Source organism: Deinococcus aestuarii, from assembly GCF_018863415.1.
GTDB classification, from domain to species: Bacteria; Deinococcota; Deinococci; order Deinococcales; family Deinococcaceae; genus Deinococcus; species Deinococcus aestuarii.
Map to the genome: position 1 here is coordinate 212594 of NZ_JAHKSN010000005.1, position 19658 is coordinate 232251.

The 19658-nt window shown below is 69.3% G+C and carries 17 protein-coding genes and 2 pseudogenes; 8 read left to right on the forward strand and 11 right to left on the reverse strand.

Translation table 11 applies throughout. The features are described 5' to 3' along the window. Positions 1-2 precede the first annotated feature (2 nt). The 6 genes and pseudogenes from IC605_RS25670 to IC605_RS09555 all read right to left on the reverse strand — a co-directional run bounded on the left by IC605_RS25670 (position 3) and on the right by IC605_RS09555 (position 4829). Positions 3-1724 (reverse strand): annotated as a pseudogene (locus IC605_RS25670) (tannase/feruloyl esterase family alpha/beta hydrolase). 234 nt (positions 1725-1958) lie between these two features. Beyond that, positions 1959-2753, reverse strand: a complete 795-nt coding sequence (locus IC605_RS09535) for an NAD(P)-dependent oxidoreductase (protein ID WP_216322379.1) — start codon at positions 2751-2753, stop codon at positions 1959-1961. Positions 2754-2755: 2 nt separating this feature from the next. Continuing rightward, positions 2756-2938 (reverse strand): RraA family protein, encoded by a 183-nt coding sequence (locus IC605_RS09540; RefSeq protein ID WP_216322382.1) that lies wholly within the window; start codon positions 2936-2938, stop codon positions 2756-2758. Further along, positions 2932-3387 (reverse strand): RraA family protein, encoded by a 456-nt coding sequence (locus IC605_RS09545; protein WP_216322385.1) that lies wholly within the window; start codon positions 3385-3387, stop codon positions 2932-2934. Before IC605_RS09545 ends, IC605_RS09540 begins: the two co-directional genes overlap by 7 nt. Continuing rightward, the gene (locus tag IC605_RS09550; protein WP_216322388.1) at positions 3381-3638 is read right to left on the reverse strand and encodes a hypothetical protein; all 258 of its coding nucleotides are present in this window, start codon (positions 3636-3638) and stop codon (positions 3381-3383) included. Before IC605_RS09550 ends, IC605_RS09545 begins: the two co-directional genes overlap by 7 nt. 54 nt (positions 3639-3692) lie before the next feature. After that, entirely contained in the window at positions 3693-4829 is a 1137-nt protein-coding gene (locus IC605_RS09555; RefSeq protein ID WP_216322391.1) for a DmpA family aminopeptidase, read from the reverse strand. Between the two features lie 260 nt (positions 4830-5089). On the opposite strand from IC605_RS09555, the gene IC605_RS09560 reads away from it, so the two are divergent. Further along, positions 5090-5662, forward strand: a complete 573-nt coding sequence (locus tag IC605_RS09560) for a hypothetical protein (protein WP_216322394.1) — start codon at positions 5090-5092, stop codon at positions 5660-5662. 485 nt (positions 5663-6147) lie between these two features. Here IC605_RS09560 and IC605_RS09565 read toward each other — a convergent pair whose 3' ends face one another. Next, complete coding sequence (locus IC605_RS09565; protein WP_216322396.1) at positions 6148-7104, reverse strand: NAD-dependent epimerase/dehydratase family protein; 957 nt, start codon at positions 7102-7104, stop codon at positions 6148-6150. Between the two features lie 221 nt (positions 7105-7325). Here IC605_RS09565 and IC605_RS09570 point away from each other — a divergent pair, with 221 nt between their 5' ends. Further along, on the forward strand, positions 7326-8297 hold the full coding sequence (locus IC605_RS09570; protein WP_216322399.1) for an aldo/keto reductase: 972 nt from the start codon (positions 7326-7328) through the stop codon (positions 8295-8297). Continuing rightward, complete coding sequence (locus tag IC605_RS09575) at positions 8291-9160, forward strand: NAD-dependent epimerase/dehydratase family protein (RefSeq protein ID WP_343216565.1); 870 nt, start codon at positions 8291-8293, stop codon at positions 9158-9160. The genes IC605_RS09570 and IC605_RS09575 overlap by 7 nt, the downstream gene beginning before the upstream one ends. Positions 9161-9509: 349 nt before the next feature. Here the strand turns inward: IC605_RS09575 and IC605_RS09580 are convergent, their stop codons facing one another. Beyond that, entirely contained in the window at positions 9510-9713 is a 204-nt protein-coding gene (locus tag IC605_RS09580) for a hypothetical protein (RefSeq protein ID WP_216322402.1), read from the reverse strand. Positions 9714-9732: 19 nt separating this feature from the next. Here IC605_RS09580 and IC605_RS09585 point away from each other — a divergent pair, with 19 nt between their 5' ends. Beyond that, positions 9733-9897, forward strand: a complete 165-nt coding sequence (locus tag IC605_RS09585) for a hypothetical protein (RefSeq protein WP_216322405.1) — start codon at positions 9733-9735, stop codon at positions 9895-9897. A gap of 389 nt (positions 9898-10286) precedes the next feature. On the opposite strand, the gene IC605_RS09590 is transcribed toward IC605_RS09585, so the two are convergent. Further along, positions 10287-10973, reverse strand: coding sequence for a hypothetical protein (locus tag IC605_RS09590; protein ID WP_216322408.1), 687 nt, complete (start codon positions 10971-10973; stop codon positions 10287-10289). Between the two features lie 376 nt (positions 10974-11349). Here IC605_RS09590 and IC605_RS09595 point away from each other — a divergent pair, with 376 nt between their 5' ends. The 3 genes and pseudogenes from IC605_RS09595 (at position 11350) to IC605_RS09605 (ending at position 14021) form a co-directional block, all read left to right on the forward strand. Further along, complete coding sequence (locus IC605_RS09595; RefSeq protein WP_216322410.1) at positions 11350-13173, forward strand: extracellular catalytic domain type 1 short-chain-length polyhydroxyalkanoate depolymerase; 1824 nt, start codon at positions 11350-11352, stop codon at positions 13171-13173. A gap of 140 nt (positions 13174-13313) precedes the next feature. Then, positions 13314-13733: pseudogene (locus IC605_RS24575) on the forward strand (Y-family DNA polymerase); the annotation flags it as partial. 15 nt (positions 13734-13748) lie between these two features. After that, complete coding sequence (locus tag IC605_RS09605) at positions 13749-14021, forward strand: hypothetical protein (protein WP_246580661.1); 273 nt, start codon at positions 13749-13751, stop codon at positions 14019-14021. On the opposite strand, the gene IC605_RS09610 is transcribed toward IC605_RS09605, so the two are convergent. Continuing rightward, on the reverse strand, positions 14002-16956 hold the full coding sequence (locus IC605_RS09610; RefSeq protein ID WP_216322418.1) for a Tn3 family transposase: 2955 nt from the start codon (positions 16954-16956) through the stop codon (positions 14002-14004). The genes IC605_RS09605 and IC605_RS09610 overlap by 20 nt on opposite strands. 3 nt (positions 16957-16959) lie before the next feature. Next, positions 16960-17703, reverse strand: a complete 744-nt coding sequence (locus IC605_RS09615; RefSeq protein WP_216322421.1) for a tyrosine-type recombinase/integrase — start codon at positions 17701-17703, stop codon at positions 16960-16962. 58 nt (positions 17704-17761) lie between these two features. Here IC605_RS09615 and IC605_RS09620 point away from each other — a divergent pair, with 58 nt between their 5' ends. Beyond that, entirely contained in the window at positions 17762-19552 is a 1791-nt protein-coding gene (locus IC605_RS09620) for a GAF domain-containing protein (RefSeq protein WP_216322423.1), read from the forward strand. Positions 19553-19658 lie beyond the last annotated feature (106 nt).

Genomic DNA, 19658 nt, shown 5'->3' on the forward strand with positions numbered 1-19658 from the left:
CTTCACGAGGCTCCGTTCGCCGTGCAGGTGAAGTTGGCCGCGTCGTTCGCCTGCGCCTGCGTGGGGTTGGCCGGGCCGGTGTACCTCGGTTGGCTGCCGTACCGGCACAGCGGGCGGGTGCGGCCATTCGTCGCGGTGGTGCCCGCGTCCGTATTGCCGTCCACCGCGACGAGCTGGCCCGGCGCCTGCCCCTGTTCGACCCAGGCCTCCAGCGCAGAGAGCAGGTCGACCTTGGCGTTGAAGATGCCCCCGCCGTGGCCCTTACCAGGAATCAGGTAGAACCGGGCGAAGCTGTCCACCTCCGCCTGCCCGTTCGCCGCCACGAGCCTCTGCCAGTACATGACGGTGTTGTACGGCGTGATCGAATCGTCGATGGTTCCGTGGGTCAGCAGCAGCTTGCCGCCGTGGTCCGTGAAGTCGCTCAGGTCGGTGCTCACTGCGTCGGTCCAGCTCGACACCTGCTGGATGCGCGTCGCCCACTGGCTGGGATCGAAGGCCAGGGGATCGGCGTTCAGGTTCTTTGTGATGAAGCCCGTCACGGCGCCCTTGCCGGGGAAGTACTGGAACGCCGTGCCGTCAGGCCCGAACGGCACCTTGCTCGGGTCGGCGGTGTTCGTGCGCCCGAGGTGATTGCCGGTGGTCGCGCCCTCCAGGATCGGCTATCTCGGATAGGTGGTGGTGCCCCCGGCAAAGGCGAACGAGAACTGCACGGGCGAGCCGATCTTCTCGACCGCCGTGAGCTGCGGGTCCGAGAAGCAGGTGTCGCCCGTATCGGCGCCGTCCGGGCAGCGCAGGGCGGTCTTCACCGTCTGGATGGTGACCTTGGCGTTGCAGGCCGGGACATCGCTGATGATGCCGTCCTCCACCCCGTCCAGGCCGTCGCACTGGGTCTGCACGTAACTCACGAGGGTGGCGATCTTGGCCGGGCTGCTCCACGAGGCGCTGGGCACACCCGACTGGTTGCCGTAGATGGCCTTGGCCTGCGCCAGCGCGCCCTGCCACATGTTCTGGAGGTTGTAGGCCGGGTAGTTGGCGATCACGCCGTCGTAGTCGTCGGGGTAGCGTTGCGCGGCGTCAAAGGCCTCGTGCCCGCCCTGCGAGCCGCCCGCGAAGTAGGTGTACCTCGGCTTCTGGCCGTCCATCTCTCCCGTCAGGAACTTCGCCACGTCCACGGCCTTCTTGACCTGCCACTGGGCGAAGTTCATCAGCTCCTCCTGGTTCAGGGCGAAGCTGGTGTCGAAGGGCGGCTTGCCCACCGAGGAGTGGCCCGAGTCGCTGCCGAGCGTCACGTAGCCGCGCGCCAGCGGCGTGGGGAGGGTGGCGGGCCCCTCGCTGAACTGGTTCAGGCCCGTGACGACCGTGCCGTTGGTCCCGCCGCCGCCGTACTGGAGCATGCGCTGGTTCCAAGATTTCGGCAGGTTGACCTCGAAGTTGATCGGCGAGGCGTTCGGGTCCACCGCCCAGATGCTGCCGGTGACCTTGCAGTAGTCGCGCGCCGCGCCGGAGGGATCGGTGTCGGTCGTGTCGGTGGCCGCCAGAACGCTGGCGCCGGTGGTGGGCAACCCGACGGCACCGATGGGCACCGTCAGGCCTACCAGACTGGAGCAGGCGACCTGCTGCGCCACGGGGGCGAGAGGCGGCTGCGTGACGACGGGCTGGGTCGAACTACAGGCGACGAGGAGGCCGAGAGAGGTGGTAACCAGGGTGATCGTGGCGCTTTTCATGCGGTGCTCCTTGCTCGTCCATCAAGGGGGTGAGGCGGGAAATTGGACCGACGACCGTGAAGCGACCTCTTTGCTTGCACCTCCAGGCAGACAAGACGGCTGGAACTCTCGGTTGGGAGCAGCAACGACGACCTGACGGTCGGGTGAGGTGCGACCGCTGGGAAGCGTGACCGCGAGGATCAGGGCATGTGGCGGCGCCCTAAGCTCAACTGCTGGGGGTGCCGGGTGGGGCACTCATGGTGCCGTGGGCTCCTCGCCCCCCGCCAGCCGGGCCAGCCACGCGCGGGTCGCCTCGGCCATCAATGGGTCGAGACCCTGTGCGCGCAGCATCTCGGCGGCGGCAGCCATCTCCTCTTCCCGGCGCACGGCGTGGAGGCGGCTGCCTTCTTGCAGGCGGTCCACGGTGCGTTCGTCGGCCTCCTTGAGAGTTTGGGCAATGTCGGCGCGCAGGGCCTCCTCTGCCTCCGGGCCCATTCGCCCCGCCGCCTCCAGCGCCTCGCCCACCGCGGCGGCCAGCCCCTTGAAGAACACGCTGCGGGCCAGCTTGCGCGAGGCGGCCAGCCCCACCGGGCCATTCAGGACGGTGACCGGACCATTCAGTGGGCGCAGCAGTTCGGCGAACCGCTCCGCGCCGGGGCCAGACACCAACATGGGTGTGCGGATGCCCTTCCCCGGCACCGAGCTCATGAGTGCAACGTCGGCCACGAGGGCCCCCGGGCCAAGCACTTCCGCCACCGCCTTTTTCTTGTCCGGCGAGGAGGTGTTCAGCTCGGCGTAAATCTGCCCGGGGTGCAGGGCGGGCCGCACCCGGCGGGCCACGTCCAGCGACACCCGCGACCAGTTCACGCTGAAGACGATCTGCGAATCAGTCACGGCGTCGGCCTCGTCTCGGGCAGACGTCACGCCGTCCACCTGCCGGGCTGGATCGGGGTCATAGGCGCGGACCTGCACGTCCGCCGCCAGCAGGTCGTGAGCCATCGCGCTGCCCGCCTCGCCCAGTCCCAGGAGCGTCACCTGTTGGAGGTCCATACTCAAGTCTCCACGAGCAGGGGGGCCAGTTCCTCGCGCAGGCCGTACAGGTCGATGGACAGCACGCCGGACTCGAACTTCTCGCGGTTGGTGGCCTCCTTCCCCTCACGTGCCCGGGAGGCGCTCAGCACGTCCTCCACGCAGTCTTGCGGGATCACGACCGCGCCGTCGGCATCCATCAGCACGAGGTCACCGTGCGAATGGTCGTCCCGCCGAGCTGTACAGGGGCGTTCAGCGTTCCGGTGTTCGACCGTTTCGCCCCGCGCGAGCGGATGAAGCGTGCCCAGATCGGCAGGTCCATCTCGCGCAGGGTCTCCACGTCACGGACGGCGGCGCCGATGAGCATTCCGGCGGTCCCATGCACCTTCGCCTGGGTCGCCAGCAGAGCCCCGACCAGCGCGACGGGTTCTTCTTCCGGCATGACCAACACCAGCACCTCGCCGGGCTTCACGGCGGCCATCGCGGCGTGGACCATTAAGTTGTCGCCCTGGGCGCACAGGACCGTCCGGGCAGGCCCGCAGACGCGGCTGCCGGGGATGATCTGGTGCAGCTCGGTATCGACGAGCCCCTGACGCCCGGACGCCTCGTACACGGTGGAGACGCCGAAGGGCAGAAAGTCTTTCGCGCTCACCATGAGGAGATCACCTGCAGCATGACACGCATGAAGGCCTCGGCCTGCTTGATCTCGCCCCGACCGCTGATGCGCCGGGCGTGGTTGGCACGGTGCCTGGCGCGCTCGGTGTAGTACGTCTTGAGGTAACCCTGTGCGCCCATCTCGCCCATCGCCGCCTCCTTCTGGGCGCCGTTGCCCGCGCCGGGTCCGCCCGCTGGGCCCCGCCAGGGGCCGCGCCGACTCCGTGTCCGCCAGTCCGGCTGCGCCCGCACCTCCTTGCGGTGTGGAGTTCCGGGACCGGTCCCACCCAGGTCTGCAAGATCGCCTCACGCCCCGCTGTGCGCCCCGCCCAGGGCCAGTTCCCTCAGCGCCCAGCGCAGGAGGTCGGGCGTCAGCGCGTGGGCCGTGCGCCCATTCACGCCACTCAGGGTCCTGGCCTCCAGCAGGGCATTGAGGATCGCCTCCTCGGTCGCCTCCGCCGCGGCGTGAAAGAGCAGGCTCAGCGTGTCGTTGCTGACCATGCGGACCTCCTGGCGTCCGTGGTGACCCCTGGCATAGTCGGCGACTGGCAGCCCCGCGTTTCCGGTGGCGAAACACACGAAAAAGTCCCCGCTGCTGTCGTCGCACCCTCCCCCGGTGCGCGCCAGACCTATGCCTGCCCGCCGGGCCAGCCGCTCGCACTGCCCCGGCAGCAACGGGGCGTCGGTGGCGAGGACGACCACGATGGAGCCGCTGCCGGGCGTGGGAGCACTCCAGGGGGTGGGCACCCGGTCCTCGGTCAGCACCCGCCCGACCGGCAGGCCCAGCACCCGCAACTCCGGGCGGCGGCCTTGGTTGGCCTGCACCAGAGCGCCCACGGTGTAGGTCTCGCCCCCCACGCTCACCGCGCGGCTGCTGGTGCCGGTGCCGCCCTTGAAGCCGTGGCAGATCATCCCGGTGCCGCCGCCCACGTTGCCCTCGGGGACGGGCCCGCCCACCGCCCCGTCGAGGGCGGCCCAGACATGCTCGGCGCGGACATGCGCTCCCCAGATGTCGTTGAGGGTGCCGTCGAAGGTCTCGCCCACCACCGGCATGCACCAGTAGAGGCCCGTGTCCGCGCGGCGACGGCCCTCCCAGGTGATCATGGCGTCGCGCACGGTGCCCAGGGCGTGGGTATTCGTCAGGGCGACCGGCGTGGTGAGGGTACCGTTCTCACGAAGCCACTCGGCGCCGCTCAGGTCGCCGTTGCCGTTGAAGCGCACCACGCCCGCGAAACAGGGTTGATCCCGGGTGAGCCCCGGGCGCGGCTGGACCACGGTCACCCCGGTGCACACGGGCCCACGGCCCACCTCCAGCGGCCCCTCGCCCTCGATCAGGGTGGTGTGACCCACCCGCACCCCCGGGACGTCGGTGATGGCGTTCAGAGGCCCCGGAGAGAGCGGGCCGAAGAGGACGAGAGGCAGACCGAGGTCGCGCAGGCGCATGGGGTCAGCTTAGGGGCAGCCCAGGAGCAATGATGCGCTCAAGGCGTGCCGGGGCCTCGGCGAGTGGGGGCGCGGGGCAACGGACCTGCGTCAAGACGGCGCCCAAGGGCCGCAGGGGAAGAGGGGTGAGGCATGAGGCGCGAGCGTTCACAGATCAGCAGCCCCAAGGCGCTGAGGGCCAGCGGCAGGGGGGGCGCACGCGTCCGGTTCACCCGTCATCGTCGCGCCGCCGAGGACCCGGGTCGCTTACACTCCAGGCGATGTCCCGCCTGCTCGGTATCGCCCTCGCCAGCGTGGTGCTGGGCACGGCCCCCGCCGCCCCGGTCCCGCTCCCCGACCTCGCGCGGCTCCTCGCCCTCACCCGCAGCCCGGAAACCGCCCACCTGGAAGTCGTCGGCACCCACCTCGACCTCGGCCCCGGTTTCGTCATCGACGAGTGGAACCTCACCCAGGCCGGGCGCGTCCTGATCAACTTCAGCCGCCTGAGCAGCGACGCGCAGGCCTGGCAGCTCGACATCCTGCGGTCCTCGGTGACGCCGGCACAACTCGCCCCCTCCAAGCGGGCGCTGTATACCGTCACGTCCCCCGCGCTGGGCGACGTGACCGACGTCTCGCTGATCCTGAGCGGCCCGTTCCGGAACCGCTTCCTGGAACACACGGTCTTTCGGGACCAGAGCGCGATCCTCACGGTGGTGGACCGGCGCTATCTGCTGGCCTCGGGGCGGCGCTGGGAGGCACTGGGGTACGGGGTGCCCGAGGCGGAGACGACGTACCAGTACCTGCAAGGCCGAGCGCAGTTTTGCCGGCGGCCCCAGGTGCGCTGTCGCCCCTGACGCTGAGAGTCGCGCTGGACGGCGCTGCGCCTGGCGGACCCCCTGAACGCCACGGCGGCTTGCCTTGAAAGACACGTCCCAGGACAGGAGCTGCGCGCCTCGTACCCGCTTAATACAATTAATACATTTCAGGCAAGTCAGGACCACCCCCCGGCCTCCCCCTCCTGCCCCCGCCAAACTCACGAGCCAGCGCAAGCCTCCCCCTCTCAGCCACCATCCCCACGCACACGCCTCCTGCACCAGCGTCACTGGACGACCCCTATGAGGCGGCCACATTCGTCAATGCAGCACATCAAGAGGCCCCGGCGTGCTTGTCTGGCGGCTGTCCAATCCGCCGGTAGGGGTCACCCACGCCAGGACGTACGGTGTTGAGACCCCACCCGGGTGAAGTCGGCAGGCAGCCCCTTCCCGGGTGGCGGGGTCACTTCCTGTTCCGGCGCGCCCAGTCAGCAGAGCAGATCGGCCGACGCTCCCGCTCTTCGCCCTCAGCTCATCGTGACGACGCCCTGCCGGACCAGGGCGTCCACGGACTCGCGCACCGCCTGCAACGAGGTGTACCTGGGTGCGTAGCCCAATTCGCGGCGCGCCTTCTCGATGCTGCAATTCGGGCTACGCGCGATGTGCTCCCAGGTCGCCCGGGCGTCCTCCTCCGCCACCCCCTCGCGCCACGTCTCGAAGGGCAGGAAGCTCAGGCGCGCCTCTTGACCGAACCACCCCGCCACCGCCTCGGCGTAACCGCGCAGCGTCACGGCGGCGGGGGAGACCAGGTGAAAAGCTTCCCCCACCGCCGCGCGCCAGGAGGTCAACGCCCGCTCGAAGCCCTGGGCCACGTCGTCGGCGTGCACGTGGTGCACCGTCTCCAACCCGAAGTTGGGCAGTGCCAGCCCTTCACCGCGCGCCAGAGTACCGAAGACCGCCGGATTGAAGTGCCCGGCCGGGTTGAGGGGCACCCAGCCGACCCCGACGATGTGCCCCGGGTGCAGCACGGTCGCGGGAAAGCCCCGCTGCCGGGCCTCGAAGAGCAGGTCACGCTCGATGGCCGCCTTCTGGATGCCGTACTCGCCGAAGGGGCGGCGGGGCGCCGATTCCGGTGTGGGGACCTCGACGCTGTGCCCGTGCACCCAGATGGTTCCGCAGTGCAGGAAGTGCTGCACACGCCCGCGCAGCGCGTCCACGAGCTGGCGGTTGCTCTCCGGGGTGAAGCAGATCAGGTCGACAACAGCGTCGGGCCTCAGGGCCAGGATTTCGCGCCCGAACTCGCCCGCTGTCTCGGCGGCGTCCCGGTCGAGGCTGACCTGCCGCACGGCCTTCCAGTCCCCCAGGTTATGGTAGGGCTCGCGCTGTCCACGGCTCACTGTGATCACCTCGCAGCCGAGAGCGACCAAGCGCGGCACCAGGAAGGTGCCGATGTGCCCGGTGGCGCCGATCACGACGACTCGCATCCCGTCAGGGTACAGGGTCCTGGCAACGCCGCGTTGAACGTGAGGGGGCACGGGTGGAGTGGACAGGCGGGCCGTGCCGTGATCCTGCGGGTGGGCCAGGTTCCTTCTCCTGCCCGTCCGCCCGGCGGCGCTGAGCCTCAGCTTCCGCTGAGAAAGTAGGCCGCGTCGGCCCTGACCGGTCGGGCGCGGCGTAGGGTCACCCGGAACGACAGGAGGGTTGCATGGACTACCGTCACCTCGGACGCACCGGCCTCAGGGTCAGCCCCCTGTGCCCCGGCACCATGAACTTCGGTCCCGAGACCAGCGAGCCTGACAGCTTCCGCATCATGGACCGGGCCCTCGACCTCGGCGTGAACTTCCTCGACACCGCCAACGTCTACGGCCGGAAACAGGGCGAGGGCGTCACCGAGCAGATCATCGGCCGCTGGCTGGAGCGAAACCCCGGCCAGCGTGACCGGATCGTTCTCGCCACCAAGGTCTACGGCAGGACGGGCGAGGGCCCCAACGACCAGAAGCTCTCCGCCTACCACATCCGCCGGGCCTGCGAGGACAGCCTGCGGCGCTTGAAGACCGACCGCATCGACCTCTACCAGATGCACCACATCGACCGCGCGGCTCCCTGGGAGGAGGTCTGGCAGGCGATGGAGTGGTTGGTGGGGCAGGGCATGGTCCTGTACGTGGGTTCCTCGAACTTCGCGGGCTGGAACATCGCGCAGGCTAACTGCCTCGCGGCGCAGCGGCACTTTCTGGGCCTGGTGTCCGAACAGAGCCTGTACAACCTCAGCGCCCGGACGGTCGAGCTGGAAGTGATCCCGGCCTGCCAGGCCTTCGGGCTGGGCCTGATTCCCTGGAGTCCCCTTGGCGGCGGTCTCCTGGGCGGCGTGTTGCAGAAGGCAGAGGGGGGCCGCCGGGCGAGCGAGCGGATGCAGGGGCAGATCGAGAGGTACTGCCCACAGTTGGAGCGGTACGAGGCGCTGTGCCGGGACCTGGGCGAACAGCCGGCGGACGTGGCCCTCGCGTGGCTGCTGCACAACCCGGTGGTGACGGCCCCGATCATCGGCCCGCGGACGCTGGAGCAACTGGAGGGGAACCTGCGGGCCCTGAACGTCAAGCTCTCCGAGGAGACCTTGAGGGAACTCGACGCCATCTGGCCGGGACCGGGTGGGCAGGCGCCCGAGGCGTACGCGTGGTGAATGGACGGCGGGTGGTCGTCACGGGCGCGAGTGGCAAGGCGGGCCGCTCGGTCGTTCACGAGTTGCTGGAGCAGGGGTACGAGGTCACGGCGGTCGATCTCACGCCCTTTGAGACCTCCGGGCTGCCGCATCCCCTCGCCGGGAACCTGCGCGCGGACCTCACCGATCTCGGTCAGGCGCTGGAGGTGCTGCACGGAATGGACGCGGTCGTGCACCTCGCCAACATCCCCGCGCCGGGGTTGACCACGCCGGGGCGGACGTTTCTGGAGAACACCGCCATGAACTTCGCCGTGTTTTCGGCGGCGGTGCAAAACGGCCTGAAGCGGGTGGTCTGGGCGTCGAGCGAGACCACCCTCGGCCTGCCCTTCGACAACCCGCCCCGGTACGCGCCTGTGGACGAGGCGCACTTTCCGCTTCCGGAAAGCACCTACGCCCTGTCGAAGGTGGTAGGGGAGACGCTGGCGGAGCAGTTCGCGCGCTGGTCGGGCATTCCCTTCGTGGGACTGAGGATCTCGAACATCATGGAGCCGCCCGACTACGCCGCCTTTCCGGGCTACTGGACCGACGCCGGGCTCCGCCAGTGGAACCTGTGGGGGTATGTGGACGCGCGGGACGTGGCCCAGGCGTGCCGTCTGGGGCTGGAGGCGGGCGTGAGCGGCGCCCGGAGTGTCATCGTCGCGGCGGCGGATACGGTGATGAACCGTCCGTCGCGCGAGCTGATGGCCGAGGTGTTTCCGGGCGTTCCCGTCGCGCCGGAACTCGGCGAGTTCGGGACGCTGCTCTCGATTCGGGAGGCCCGGCTGTTGTTGGGGTACGCGCCCCGATATTCGTGGCGGGACGTGGTGCAGGTGGGCGGGGTTTGACTTCGGGTGGCCGCGCTCGTCTGCTACCCGGTGGAGGGTTCCGGTGATGTGCCGTGGCGGCGGCCCTGAACCCCAGCCGTTCCCCCCCTCCAGCCGTGCTCATGCTCAAGCTCCCGCTCGGGGAAAGCTCGGCGATCTGCCAACCAAGGGGCGCACCCGAGAGTAAGGCACGGTGAGGAGTGCTCTGCCTGCTGCAACCACTCCTCCCTTGCCTTTCTATTAATTCTCTAGTATCCGTGTCCACCCCACGATCCTCAGTTCAGGGCAGCCCACCTGTCCCGCATGACGGGGGAAAAGACCAGCCTTGTGCTCTGCGGGAGCCTTCGAGAAGGCGGGCACCTCTTTGAACCTACCTGCGCTGGAACGTGGCCCCGAGGCCCGCACAAGCACTCCGGTTGCTCCATGCCGTCGTTCGGACCCACGGGTCGGGCATGGACTGCGGGAAGCAGATGTTCACCTTGTCGTATTTATTGATGTTGATCCAGGTCAGTTCGAAGGCATCACACGAGTACGAGCGTCTCAGGTTCGTGGTCTTGCGCCACTGGGACGGCATGGCCTGATCGTGGCAGATCGTGACCTCGCTGTCCTTTTTGATGTTGACCCAGGAAATCGCAAACTCACCACAGGGGTACGGTGACTTCAAGCCGGTCGTTTTGCGCCAGGAAGGCGGCATCGACTGGTTATGGCAGATGGTGACGCTGCTCGTCGAGTTGAGATCGACGAACCTCGCTCCCTGAAAGCACCCGGAGGTGGTCACCCACGTACTCGTCCTGCGCCAGTTGGAAGGGACACTTTCGTTTCTGCAAAAGGTCGCGTACGTCGCCTGGGACTGCGCTTCAGCCGTCCATTCCGTTTCATCCGCTGGGGGCGTATCCCCAGCGGGCGCCCCCACCCTGCCACAGCTCGCCAGGATCAGGGCACAAAGAGCCAGCATTCCCCCGACGTTCTTCATAAGCCCCCCCGTTGAGTTCGGTGTGGGTCAGCGTACGTCCTCGACCCACCAGGATCAACCGCTCCAGGCGGTGGTGTGGCAGGACGGCCTGCGGGTGCCCCTACACCGGAGGGGTCCACCCGCACGCCAACCGGTCGGGCCAGGACGGGTTTGGCCCTGGGCGCCAGTGGTCGCTCAATCCCGCACGAAGGCCCAAGCCTGGCCCTTGACCAGCCAGGCCAGCGCAAAGGCCATCACCGCCGTGCTCTCCGGCACAAACCGCCACCCGCCCGGCCAGCCGAACTGCTCGCTCAACACGTTCTGCGCCGCCAGCACCAGCGCCCCCAGGCTCATGACCCCCGCGCACCCCAGGTAGAGGCGGTTGCGCCGATGCTTGCGGGGGTTCTGCCGTTCCAACTCGGCGATGGTCGCGAGGTGGCCTGGGGCTTCACCCGTGAGCTGCCCGAGTGTCGTCCGCCGGAAGGAGACCCCCACCAGGAAGATGCCCCCCACGAAGAACGCCGTCACCGGCAGGGGATGCAGCCCCAGGGCCAGGCTGGAGGACGTGTCCGCCCGCATCCCCGCGGAGGGTGTCATGGGCAAGAGCCCGACGAACACCGCCGCCACCCCGGTCACCTTTGCCACCACCTCGTCCCAGCGGTAGGGCGACCGGTAGAAGAAGATCAGCACGCCCACCAGCGCCATCGTCCCCACGAAGAGGTCGCGGGCCCTGGAGTAATAATGCGCGCTAATGGTGTCGTAGATATGGACCGGGAGGCCGTCGTACTGGCCGATGCTCCACACGACCAGGGGCATCAACAGGCCAAGCCCCCCAATGGCCTGCCGCAGCGCGAGGGCAGAAACGTCGAGGGCCACCTTCATGGGCTTACCTGGAGAACACAGGCCAAGATGCCGGGATTCTACCCTCAGCGGCGCCCTCACCCGGTCGAGAGACTCCGCCACACCGCCGGATGGGGGCGCCGCGCCCGCCCGAAAGGTGTCCCCAACCCACGCCCCAGCCAGTGGAGCGCGTAGCCGCTCCACATCCGCTTCCAGCGTGCCCTGGGCCCCTGGCGCGCTCGTCTGGCGCGTGCCACCCTCCGTCCGGAGCGGTGCCTCAGCTCCCCGTGGTTTCGGTTGGGCAGCCGTGTAACGCGGCGGTGACGGGAGGGGGGTAGGGTGAGGGCCGCTCCCAAGCTCCCTCCTGTGTCCCACCGCCCGCAGCGGTGCGGGCCCTATCTCCCGCGTGAGGTCTGCCATGAAGCGCCCCGCCGCCCTGCTGTCCGCCCCCCTGCTGCTGGCCGCCTGCTCGCAGTCCCCCTCCCCGGCTCCCGCCCTGAGCGCCCAGGCGACCGGGACCACCGTCACCGGCAGCGCCACGGGTGCGGGGGTCACCCGCAACTACACCCTCTACACGCCTACGGCGGGGACCGGGACACCCCGGCCCCTGGTGGTGATGCTGCACGGTTGTACCCAGTCCCCGGCAGACTTCGCGGCGGGAACCCGCATGAACGACCTCGCCGACCAGAAGGGCTTCCTGGTCGTTTACCCCGAGCAGCCGGGCAGCGCCAACCAGAACAAGTGCTGGAACTGGTTCGAGCCCGCCCACCAGGCGCGCGGCCAGGGCGAGCCCGCCGCCATCAAGGCCATCGTGGACGCGATCAAGGGCCGCACCTCCGTGGACGGCTCGCGGGTGTATGTCGCGGGGCTCTCGGCGGGCGCGGCGATGAGCGTGATCATGGGAGCGACCTACCCGGACGTGTTCAGCGCCATCGGGGTGGGCGCGGGGCTGGAGTACAAGGCGGCGACGAGCACGGCCGCCGCCTTCACGGCGATGAACTCGGGCGGGCCGAACCCTGACACCCAGGGCACCGCCGCCTACAACGCGATGGGCACCACCAAACGCAACGTGCGCGCCATCGTCTTCCACGGCACCAGCGACTACACGGTGTCCCCGGTAAACGGCGATCAGGTGGCCGCCCAGTGGGTGCAGACGAACGACCTGACCGACGACGGGCAGGACAACGGCAGCAAGAACACCTCGCAGGTCTCGACCCGGAGCGGCACGGTGAGCGGCGGACGGGCCTATACGGTGAAGACCTATGCGGGCGGCGTGGTGGAGCTGTGGAACGTGACCGGGATGGGGCACGCCTGGAGCGGCGGCAGTACGGCGGGCAGCTACACCGACCCGCAGGGACCCGACGCGAGCGCGGAGATGTGGAGATTCTTCAGCGCGGGGACGGCCACACCGCCCCCTTCGGGCACCGACACCACCGCGCCGGTGGTGAGCGTATCTCCGGCACCCGGCACCTACGCTGGCCCCCTGACCGTCACGTTTGCCCTCAACGAGGGTGGGACGGTGTACGCGACGACGGACGGCAGCGACCCGCGCACGAGCGCGACCCGGGTGACCCTTGCGGGGGGCGGCAGCCTCACCCTCAACGCCAGCGCGACGGTGCGGGCCTACGCGGTGGACACGGCGGGCAACGCCTCGGCGGTGCAGGCGTACACCTACACGGTGGGCACCCCGGCCACCACCACGACCTTCCCCTCGGTGGTCGCGGAGGACGGGTACGTGGCCGCGACCAGCAAGACCGCCACCTCGGGCGGGTACGTGGTGACCTCGGGGGGGATCGGGGTGGGAGACAACGCCGACGCCCCTTGGAAGGGCGTGCTGTCCTTCGACACCTCCGCCCTGCCCGACGGGGCGACGGTGACGGGGGCGAGGCTGACCCTGCGGTACAGCCTGGCGCCCAACGGCAATCCCTGGACGGGTGGAGCGGTCCTGACCGCCGACCTGCGAAGTGGCTGCCTGGGGGCAGGCTGCGCGCTAGGGACGGACGATTTCGCGGCGACCGTCACCACGGCGGGGGCGGCGACCTTCACCACTCCGGCGAGTACCGCCACGGGCACGGTGCTGACCGCCGACCTGGGCCCGGCGGCCCTGGGTGCCGTGAACCGCACGGGCCGCACGCAGGTCAGGCTGAGCTTCACGGGGGGCACGGCGGGGAACAACGGCCTGAGCGACTACCTGACCCTGGGCGAGGGCGCGCAGGTGACCCTGGAGGTCAGCTACCGGTAGGCGGAAGGGTCCCCGCCCTTGTGCTGGGCGCCTTCCCCAGGACCTCAGGCAGGTCCACCCGCACAGCAGGACTCCCGACGGAACGGCCCCACTCCATCGGCGACACTGCCCCCATGACGCGCCTGATCGTGCATATGGACATGGACGCCTTCTACGCCTCGGTCGAGGTCCGCGATCAGCCGGAGTTGAGGGAGAAGCCCGTCGCCGTCATCGTTCCGGGTCGCCGGGGCGCGGTGATGACCGCCAATTACGTTGCGCGGAGCTTCGGTGTGAAGAGCGCGATGCCCGTGCACCTCGCCCGGCAACGTTGCCCGGGGCTCGTCCTGATTCCTCAGCGCATGGACGTGTACCGCGCCGTCTCCGCCTAGATTCACGGCCTCTTCTCTCGGTACACCGAGGTCATTGAACCGCTGGCGCTGGACGAGGCCTCCCTCGACATGACAGCAGAGGGGCGAACGCTCGCTCAGGCCGAGGAGCTGGCCCGCAGCATCCAGGCCGACATCCTGGCGGAGACGGCGCTGACCTGTTCGGCCGGGGTGTCGGTGAACAAGTTCCTCGCCAAGCTGGCGAGCGGGATGAAGAAGCCCGCGGGCCTGACCGTCATCCCTCCCGGGGAGGTGGACGCCCTGCTCGCCGCCCTGCCGGTCGAAGAGTTCTACGGGGTGGGGCCGGTGATCGCGGGGAAACTTCAGGCGCAGGGCATCCACACGGGGGCGGAGCTGCGTGCGAGGTCCCTGGCGGAACTGCAAGCCATCCTGGGAGCGGGCAAACGCGTTCTACCCCCAAGCGCCCGAAAACGTCCGTTAAGCGCTGGGCCCCTGCTCCTGCTCAGGAGCGGAGGCGGCTGAGGTCGAAGTGGTAGCGCCCGAAGGGGTTGATGTGCTTGCGCAACAGCGGCGTCGTCAGGGCCAGCACCTCGTCCGGCAGTTCATGCCCCTTGGCCCGCAGCTTCGCCACCACCCCCTCGACGGTCAGGATGTTCCACGCGACCACGGCGTTGTGCAGCACGGCCAACGCACTGAAGCTCTGCGCCTGATCCCCGAACTCCCGCCCCCGCAGGGCCCCTTCCTGCCCGAAGAACAGAAACCGCGACAGGTCGTTCGCCGCCTCCCCCTTGTTCAGTTCCCGCGTCTGGGCCCGGCGGTACGCCTCGCTGTCCACGGTCCGCAGGATGTGCATGGTCTTCTCCGCCCGCCCGATCTCCGCCAGCGCCTGGTGGATGCGGTTCTGCCGGGCGTAGGACCCCAGCCGGTGCAGGATCAGCGAAGCGGTCGCCGTCCCCGTCTTGATCGAGGCCACCACCCGCACCACGTCGTCCCAGGCCTCGCGCACCACGTGGGGCTTGATCGTGCCCTTGAGGATGGGATCGAGATGCGCGTACATCTTGCCCCGGTCGAGCTTGTACAGCGTCTGCTCATGCACCCGGGCGATGCGCGGCGCCAGCTCCTTGTCCAGCAGTGAGGCTGAGGCCATCACCACCTCAGAAAAGCCGTGCGAGTCGGTCACGACTCGCCGAGGGTCGAGTTCGGTCCCGTGCTCCAAGAGGCCGTCCAGCACAAAGGTCGCTTCCCGCAACCGCACGGGAATGGGCTGCTGGTACAGCCGCAAGGAGGTGTCGGTCGTGTGGGCATACATGGTCACGCCCCGCGCCCCGAGCAGGTGGCTGTAGTCCGCAGCCAGGATGTTGACCGGCACATAGAAGCGCATTCCGTCGGCACTGCACATGTCCCCACGCCCGTAGACCGCGGCCATCGGCAAGCCCGACGCGAAGTTCACGAGGTCCACGCTGGCGGCGCGCAGGGCGTCCTCGGTGAGGTACCAGTCGGCCGCCAGGCTGATCTCGCGGGCGGACAGGTCCGACGCTGCCGCCATCCTCGCCGGGCCGATGTTGCAGCCCACCGCCATCAGGGCGGCCAGGACATTGCGCCGCCGCACGTTGCGGGGCAGTTTTGACCCTTCCCCGCTGTGGAGGAAGTGCCCGAGGATGTCCAGCCGCGCGTCCAACTCGATCACGATGTCGAGCAGTTCGCGCCCCGGCATCGCGTTCTCGATCAGGGCCTTGGCGGCTTTCACGTTGATCTGGGTGTTGTTCGCCCGGGTCGGCGCCAATCGCCACGTCCCTTTCTCCCGGTCCAGGGTCAGGGCCTCGTTCCTGGGCACCCCCGTGTTCACGTTCTGCGTGACCGTGTGCAACCGCTCGTCGAGGGCTTGCAGGTAGGTCCCCGCGTCCAGCGGCAGGCCCAGCGCCCCGTAATGTCCCTCCCGTTCCCGCTGCCAGTCCTCCCTGGGAATGAGGTACTGCTCGAAGTCGGCCCAGCGCCGCGAGTGCCGCACCGTCACGTCCCCCGACTTCAGCTTCTCAACCAATGTGGACAGCAGCGCTAGCTCGTAGTGGGGCCGGGACACCTCCACCTCGCGCCCGACCCGCCTCACCACGCAGCCCTGCCACTTCGGGGGCAACCATCCCAGGGGCACGTCCACGCCGAATTTGCGCTTGCCCGCCGCGTTGAACTCGCGCATGAAGGTGACCGCTTCTCCCAGCCGCGCGCTGTTCGACCACGCCAGGGGCATCACGGCCAGCAACGTCGGGGAGAAGCGCCGCGTGAACTCCCACGACCGGGCGGTGAACGCGTGGTGGGAGCCGTCGTCTCCTTCCCGCAGCAGGCGGCTGCCCTCCACCAGCCGCCCCAGGTCCTCGCGGGAGTACCGCTCGAAGATGGCCGTTCTCAACTCGCCGTCGGACACCTCGTCGCTCAGCGCCAGAGCGCCCAGCGTCTCCACGATCTCGACCGCGCGGCGCCGGGCCTCCTCACTCGCCCGCAGCAACTCCTGGCGGCGCTTCCTGGCCTTGCCGTGGATATCGTTCATCACCTTGTCCAGGGCCTCGACCACCCCGTCGGCCGTCTCGGCGACGACCAGGGAGAGGAAGCACAGCAACACGGCGTGGCGCTTGGCCTCGGGGAAGCGCCGGAGGTGATAGGCGTCGTAGCGGTAACCCCACAGGGCGAGGTGGCGGCGCATCTGGGGGTGCAGGTCGTCCAGGCCCGGCCAGGTGGCAACGCCCATCTCCATCACGGTCCTCAGCCGGTTCAGCAGGAACAGGATGGTCTCGGCGGACTCTTTTTTGGGAAGCTGCTTGAGCCCTTCGAGGGGCGAGCGCGGCCAGGGCGAGGACCCGGATTCATCCTTGGGCACGGCGAGGAGGGCATCCAGTTGTTCGCCCTGCCCGGGCGTCAGGCCCCGGGTCAGCGTAACGAAGCTGTCGTTCAGGGCGGCCTCGCGGGCGTGGGCGATCAGGTCCCGCAGGGTCGTGCGCCCGGGGCGCACGATCTTGTGGTTCAGCAGCCAGGCGTGCCCGGCCTTGCGGAGCACCTCGGTTCTGGGGATGACCCGGGCCTCCTGACACAAGAAGGCGAGCAGCCCGGCCCGCTCGGCTTCCCCGCAGCGCACAAAACCCAGGTGGGCGCGGATACGCTCCAGATGAACCCGCCGGGTCTTTTCTTCCCCTGGATAGGCACTGAGGCCGATGGACAGCACCCCGAGTTGCGCCGCGAGGGTGTCGAGCACCGCGCCGGGCACCTCTCCCAGCCCGCGCAGAAAGAAGCCCTGCCAGCGCAGGGTGCAGAGCTGCACGGCGAAGCCCAGCTTGTTGACGGTGCCCCGGCAGAGCGCCACCTCTTCGAGGTCGGGGTCGCGCAGGGTGAAGTGCCGCCGGAGCTGATCTTCGGACAGCGGTTCGGGCAGGCGATCCGGGGCGTCGTCTTGCTCCAGCGCCCCGCCCATCGCTCAGCGCCGCTCGAACGCCTTGAGGTAGTTCTCGCCCACGCCCCGCAGGCTGGTCTGGGCGTAGATCTGGGTCGTGGTAATCCGCTTGTGCCGCAGGAACTTCTGCACCTGATCCAGCGGCATCCCGGCGTCGAGCAGGATCGTCGCCACACTCGCCCGCAGCCGGTGGGGCGTGACCTGCTTCTCGATGCCCGCCCGCCCGGCCGCCGTCTTCACGAGCCGCTGCACCGCCCGGGGCGTGTACTTGTCCTGCCGATTACTCTCGAACAGGTATCCCCTGGTCCGCCCCGCGAGGTGCGTTCGCAACTCCTGGGCGAGACCCGGCAGGATCGGCACGTACCCGTCGCTGCCCCCCTTGGCGTGCGCGATGTACACCTGGGGTGGGTCCAGCGCCAGATGCAGGTCCTCGACGCGCAGGTTCACGAATTCGGAGACCCGGGCCCCGGTGTAAAAGAGCGTCTTGACCATCAGCCCATACGGCGCGGAGTGCCGGTAGGCGTGCTCGATCAGCCGCTCGACCTCGTGCCGGTCCAGGCGGTCCACGGTGCGGCGGCGCTCCCGGGGGGCCTGAAGTCCCAGACTCCTGCGGGCCTGTTCAACGACGTGCTTGGTCTGGTCGTAGTCGAGGTGGTGGCGGCGCCACAGCCGGGCGGTCTCCCGGGCGATCTCGTGTAAGGGGAAGTTCGCCTCACCGATCTGACCACGAACTTCTGTGGGGTTTCGGTCACTTCTCGGGGCGTCCACGCCGTAAGCTTACCGTTTGAAGTTCACAGTATGCTCACAGGGCGAACTTCTCCCCCTCATGACGATCCCAGACCCAGTGCTTCCTCCCTCCCTGCCCTGGCTCGACGCCCTGCCCGATCCCGGTCTGCTTGTGGACCTCGCGGGTGACGGCCGGGTCTGCTACGCCAACCCGGCCGCGGCCCGTCACTTCATGCTCGACCTCCCCAGCCTGCGGGGCCGCGCGCTTCAGGACCTCTGGCCCGACCTGGCCTTACACCTCGCCTCCCCAGACCCCTGGCCCCGGACCCTTCGGTTGCAGGCTACAGGCCCCTGGGTCTGGGTGGACGTACGGGTTTTTCCCGTAGATGACCTCGTGGCGGTTCAACTTTCCAACGCCACGGCGCAGCAGGCGGCCGAGGTCCGCGGCGGCGCGCTGTTCGCCCTGGCTGGCGCCCTATCACGGGCCCTGACCGCCGAGGAGGCCGCGGGCGTCGTGCTGGGGCAGGGTCTCGCCGCCCTGGGCGCCGCGACCGGCAGCGTGTTCGTGCTGGACGCCGAGCGGGAAGACCTGGTCTTCGCGGGCTCCGTCGGGTACGACGAGGCGTACATGGGGAGCTGGCGACGCTTTCCGCTCTCGGCCCCGACGCTGCTGGGCGACGCTGTGCGAGCAGGGGAGCCACTGTTCCTGAGCACGGCTGAGGTGGACGCCCGCTATCCCCACCTCCAGGTGCAGCGCACGGTGCCCACCCGGTCGGTCGCGGCGTTGCCCCTGCTGTTCGGGGGGCAGGCGGTGGGGGTGATGAACTTCGGCTTCGCCGCCGAACACGCCCTCGAACATGCGGAGCGGCTGTTCCTGCTGGCGCTGGCCGAGGGGCTCGCTCAGGCCCTGGAGCGGGCCCGGCTGCAAGGGGCGCAGGAGCGCGCTCACGAGCGGGCCATCCTCCTCGCGGACGCTGGGGAACTCCTCACCGCCAGCGCTGACCCGCAGGCGGTGCTCGATCACCTCGCGCACCTGGTCGTGCCCACGGTCGCGGACTGGTGCACGGTCGCCCTCCCCGACGGGCAGGGCCTCCTCAGCCTGCGCGCCACCGCCCACCGCGATCCCCAGAAGGTGGAGGTGTTGCGGCGTTTCCGGGAGCGGGTGCCCATCCGGGTGGACGACGACCACCCGCTTGCCCGGGTCCTGCACACTGGGGAGGTCTTCCTGCTCCCCGAGCTGGAGGACGTGGCCTCGACGATGCCCGGGAACCTCCACGAGCAGGACTTCACTGAGACCACCGCGGCGGTGAGCGCGCGCTCCATCCTCGCCGTGCCCCTGATCGCACGGGGCGAGGTGCTGGGGGTGCTCAGCCTCGTCTCCCAGACGCCCGGCCACTTCGGCGCCGAAGACCTGCCCTTCACACAGGAGCTCGCACGCCGGGCGGCCCTGGCCCTGGACAACGCCTGGCTCTCCGCCGAGCGTGAGGCGGCCCTGGCAGAGGCCCGTGCGGAGCGCGCTCGCCTGGCGGCCGTGCTGGAAAACGCGCCCGCCGTGGGCTTCCTCAAGGATCGGGCGGGACGCTACGGCTACGTGAACGCCGCCTTCGAGGCCCTGTTCGAGGTGCGGCGCCAGGACGTGCTGGGACGCACCGACTTGGAATTGTTCGGCGAGGCGGTCGGGGGGCCACTGCGCGAGAACGACCTGTTCATCCTGTCGGGCGGCACCCCCAGCGACTTCGAGGAGAGCGCCGACACGCCGCGCGGCCGGGTGGTGTACCGCTCGGTCAAGTTCCCGCTGCCCGGGGAGGACGGCGCGGTGCAGGGCATCGGCGGCCTGTCTCTGGACATCACGGGGCAGCGGGCCGCGCAGGACGCTCTAGAGGCTGTGTAAAAGGCGTTCCAAGTTGAGGGGAGAGGGTCTGTGGTGAGCAGAATGGGGGATGGTGCGACAAGGGTACCCGAGTGATGTCGATGACGAGACGTATCATTTCCTGCTG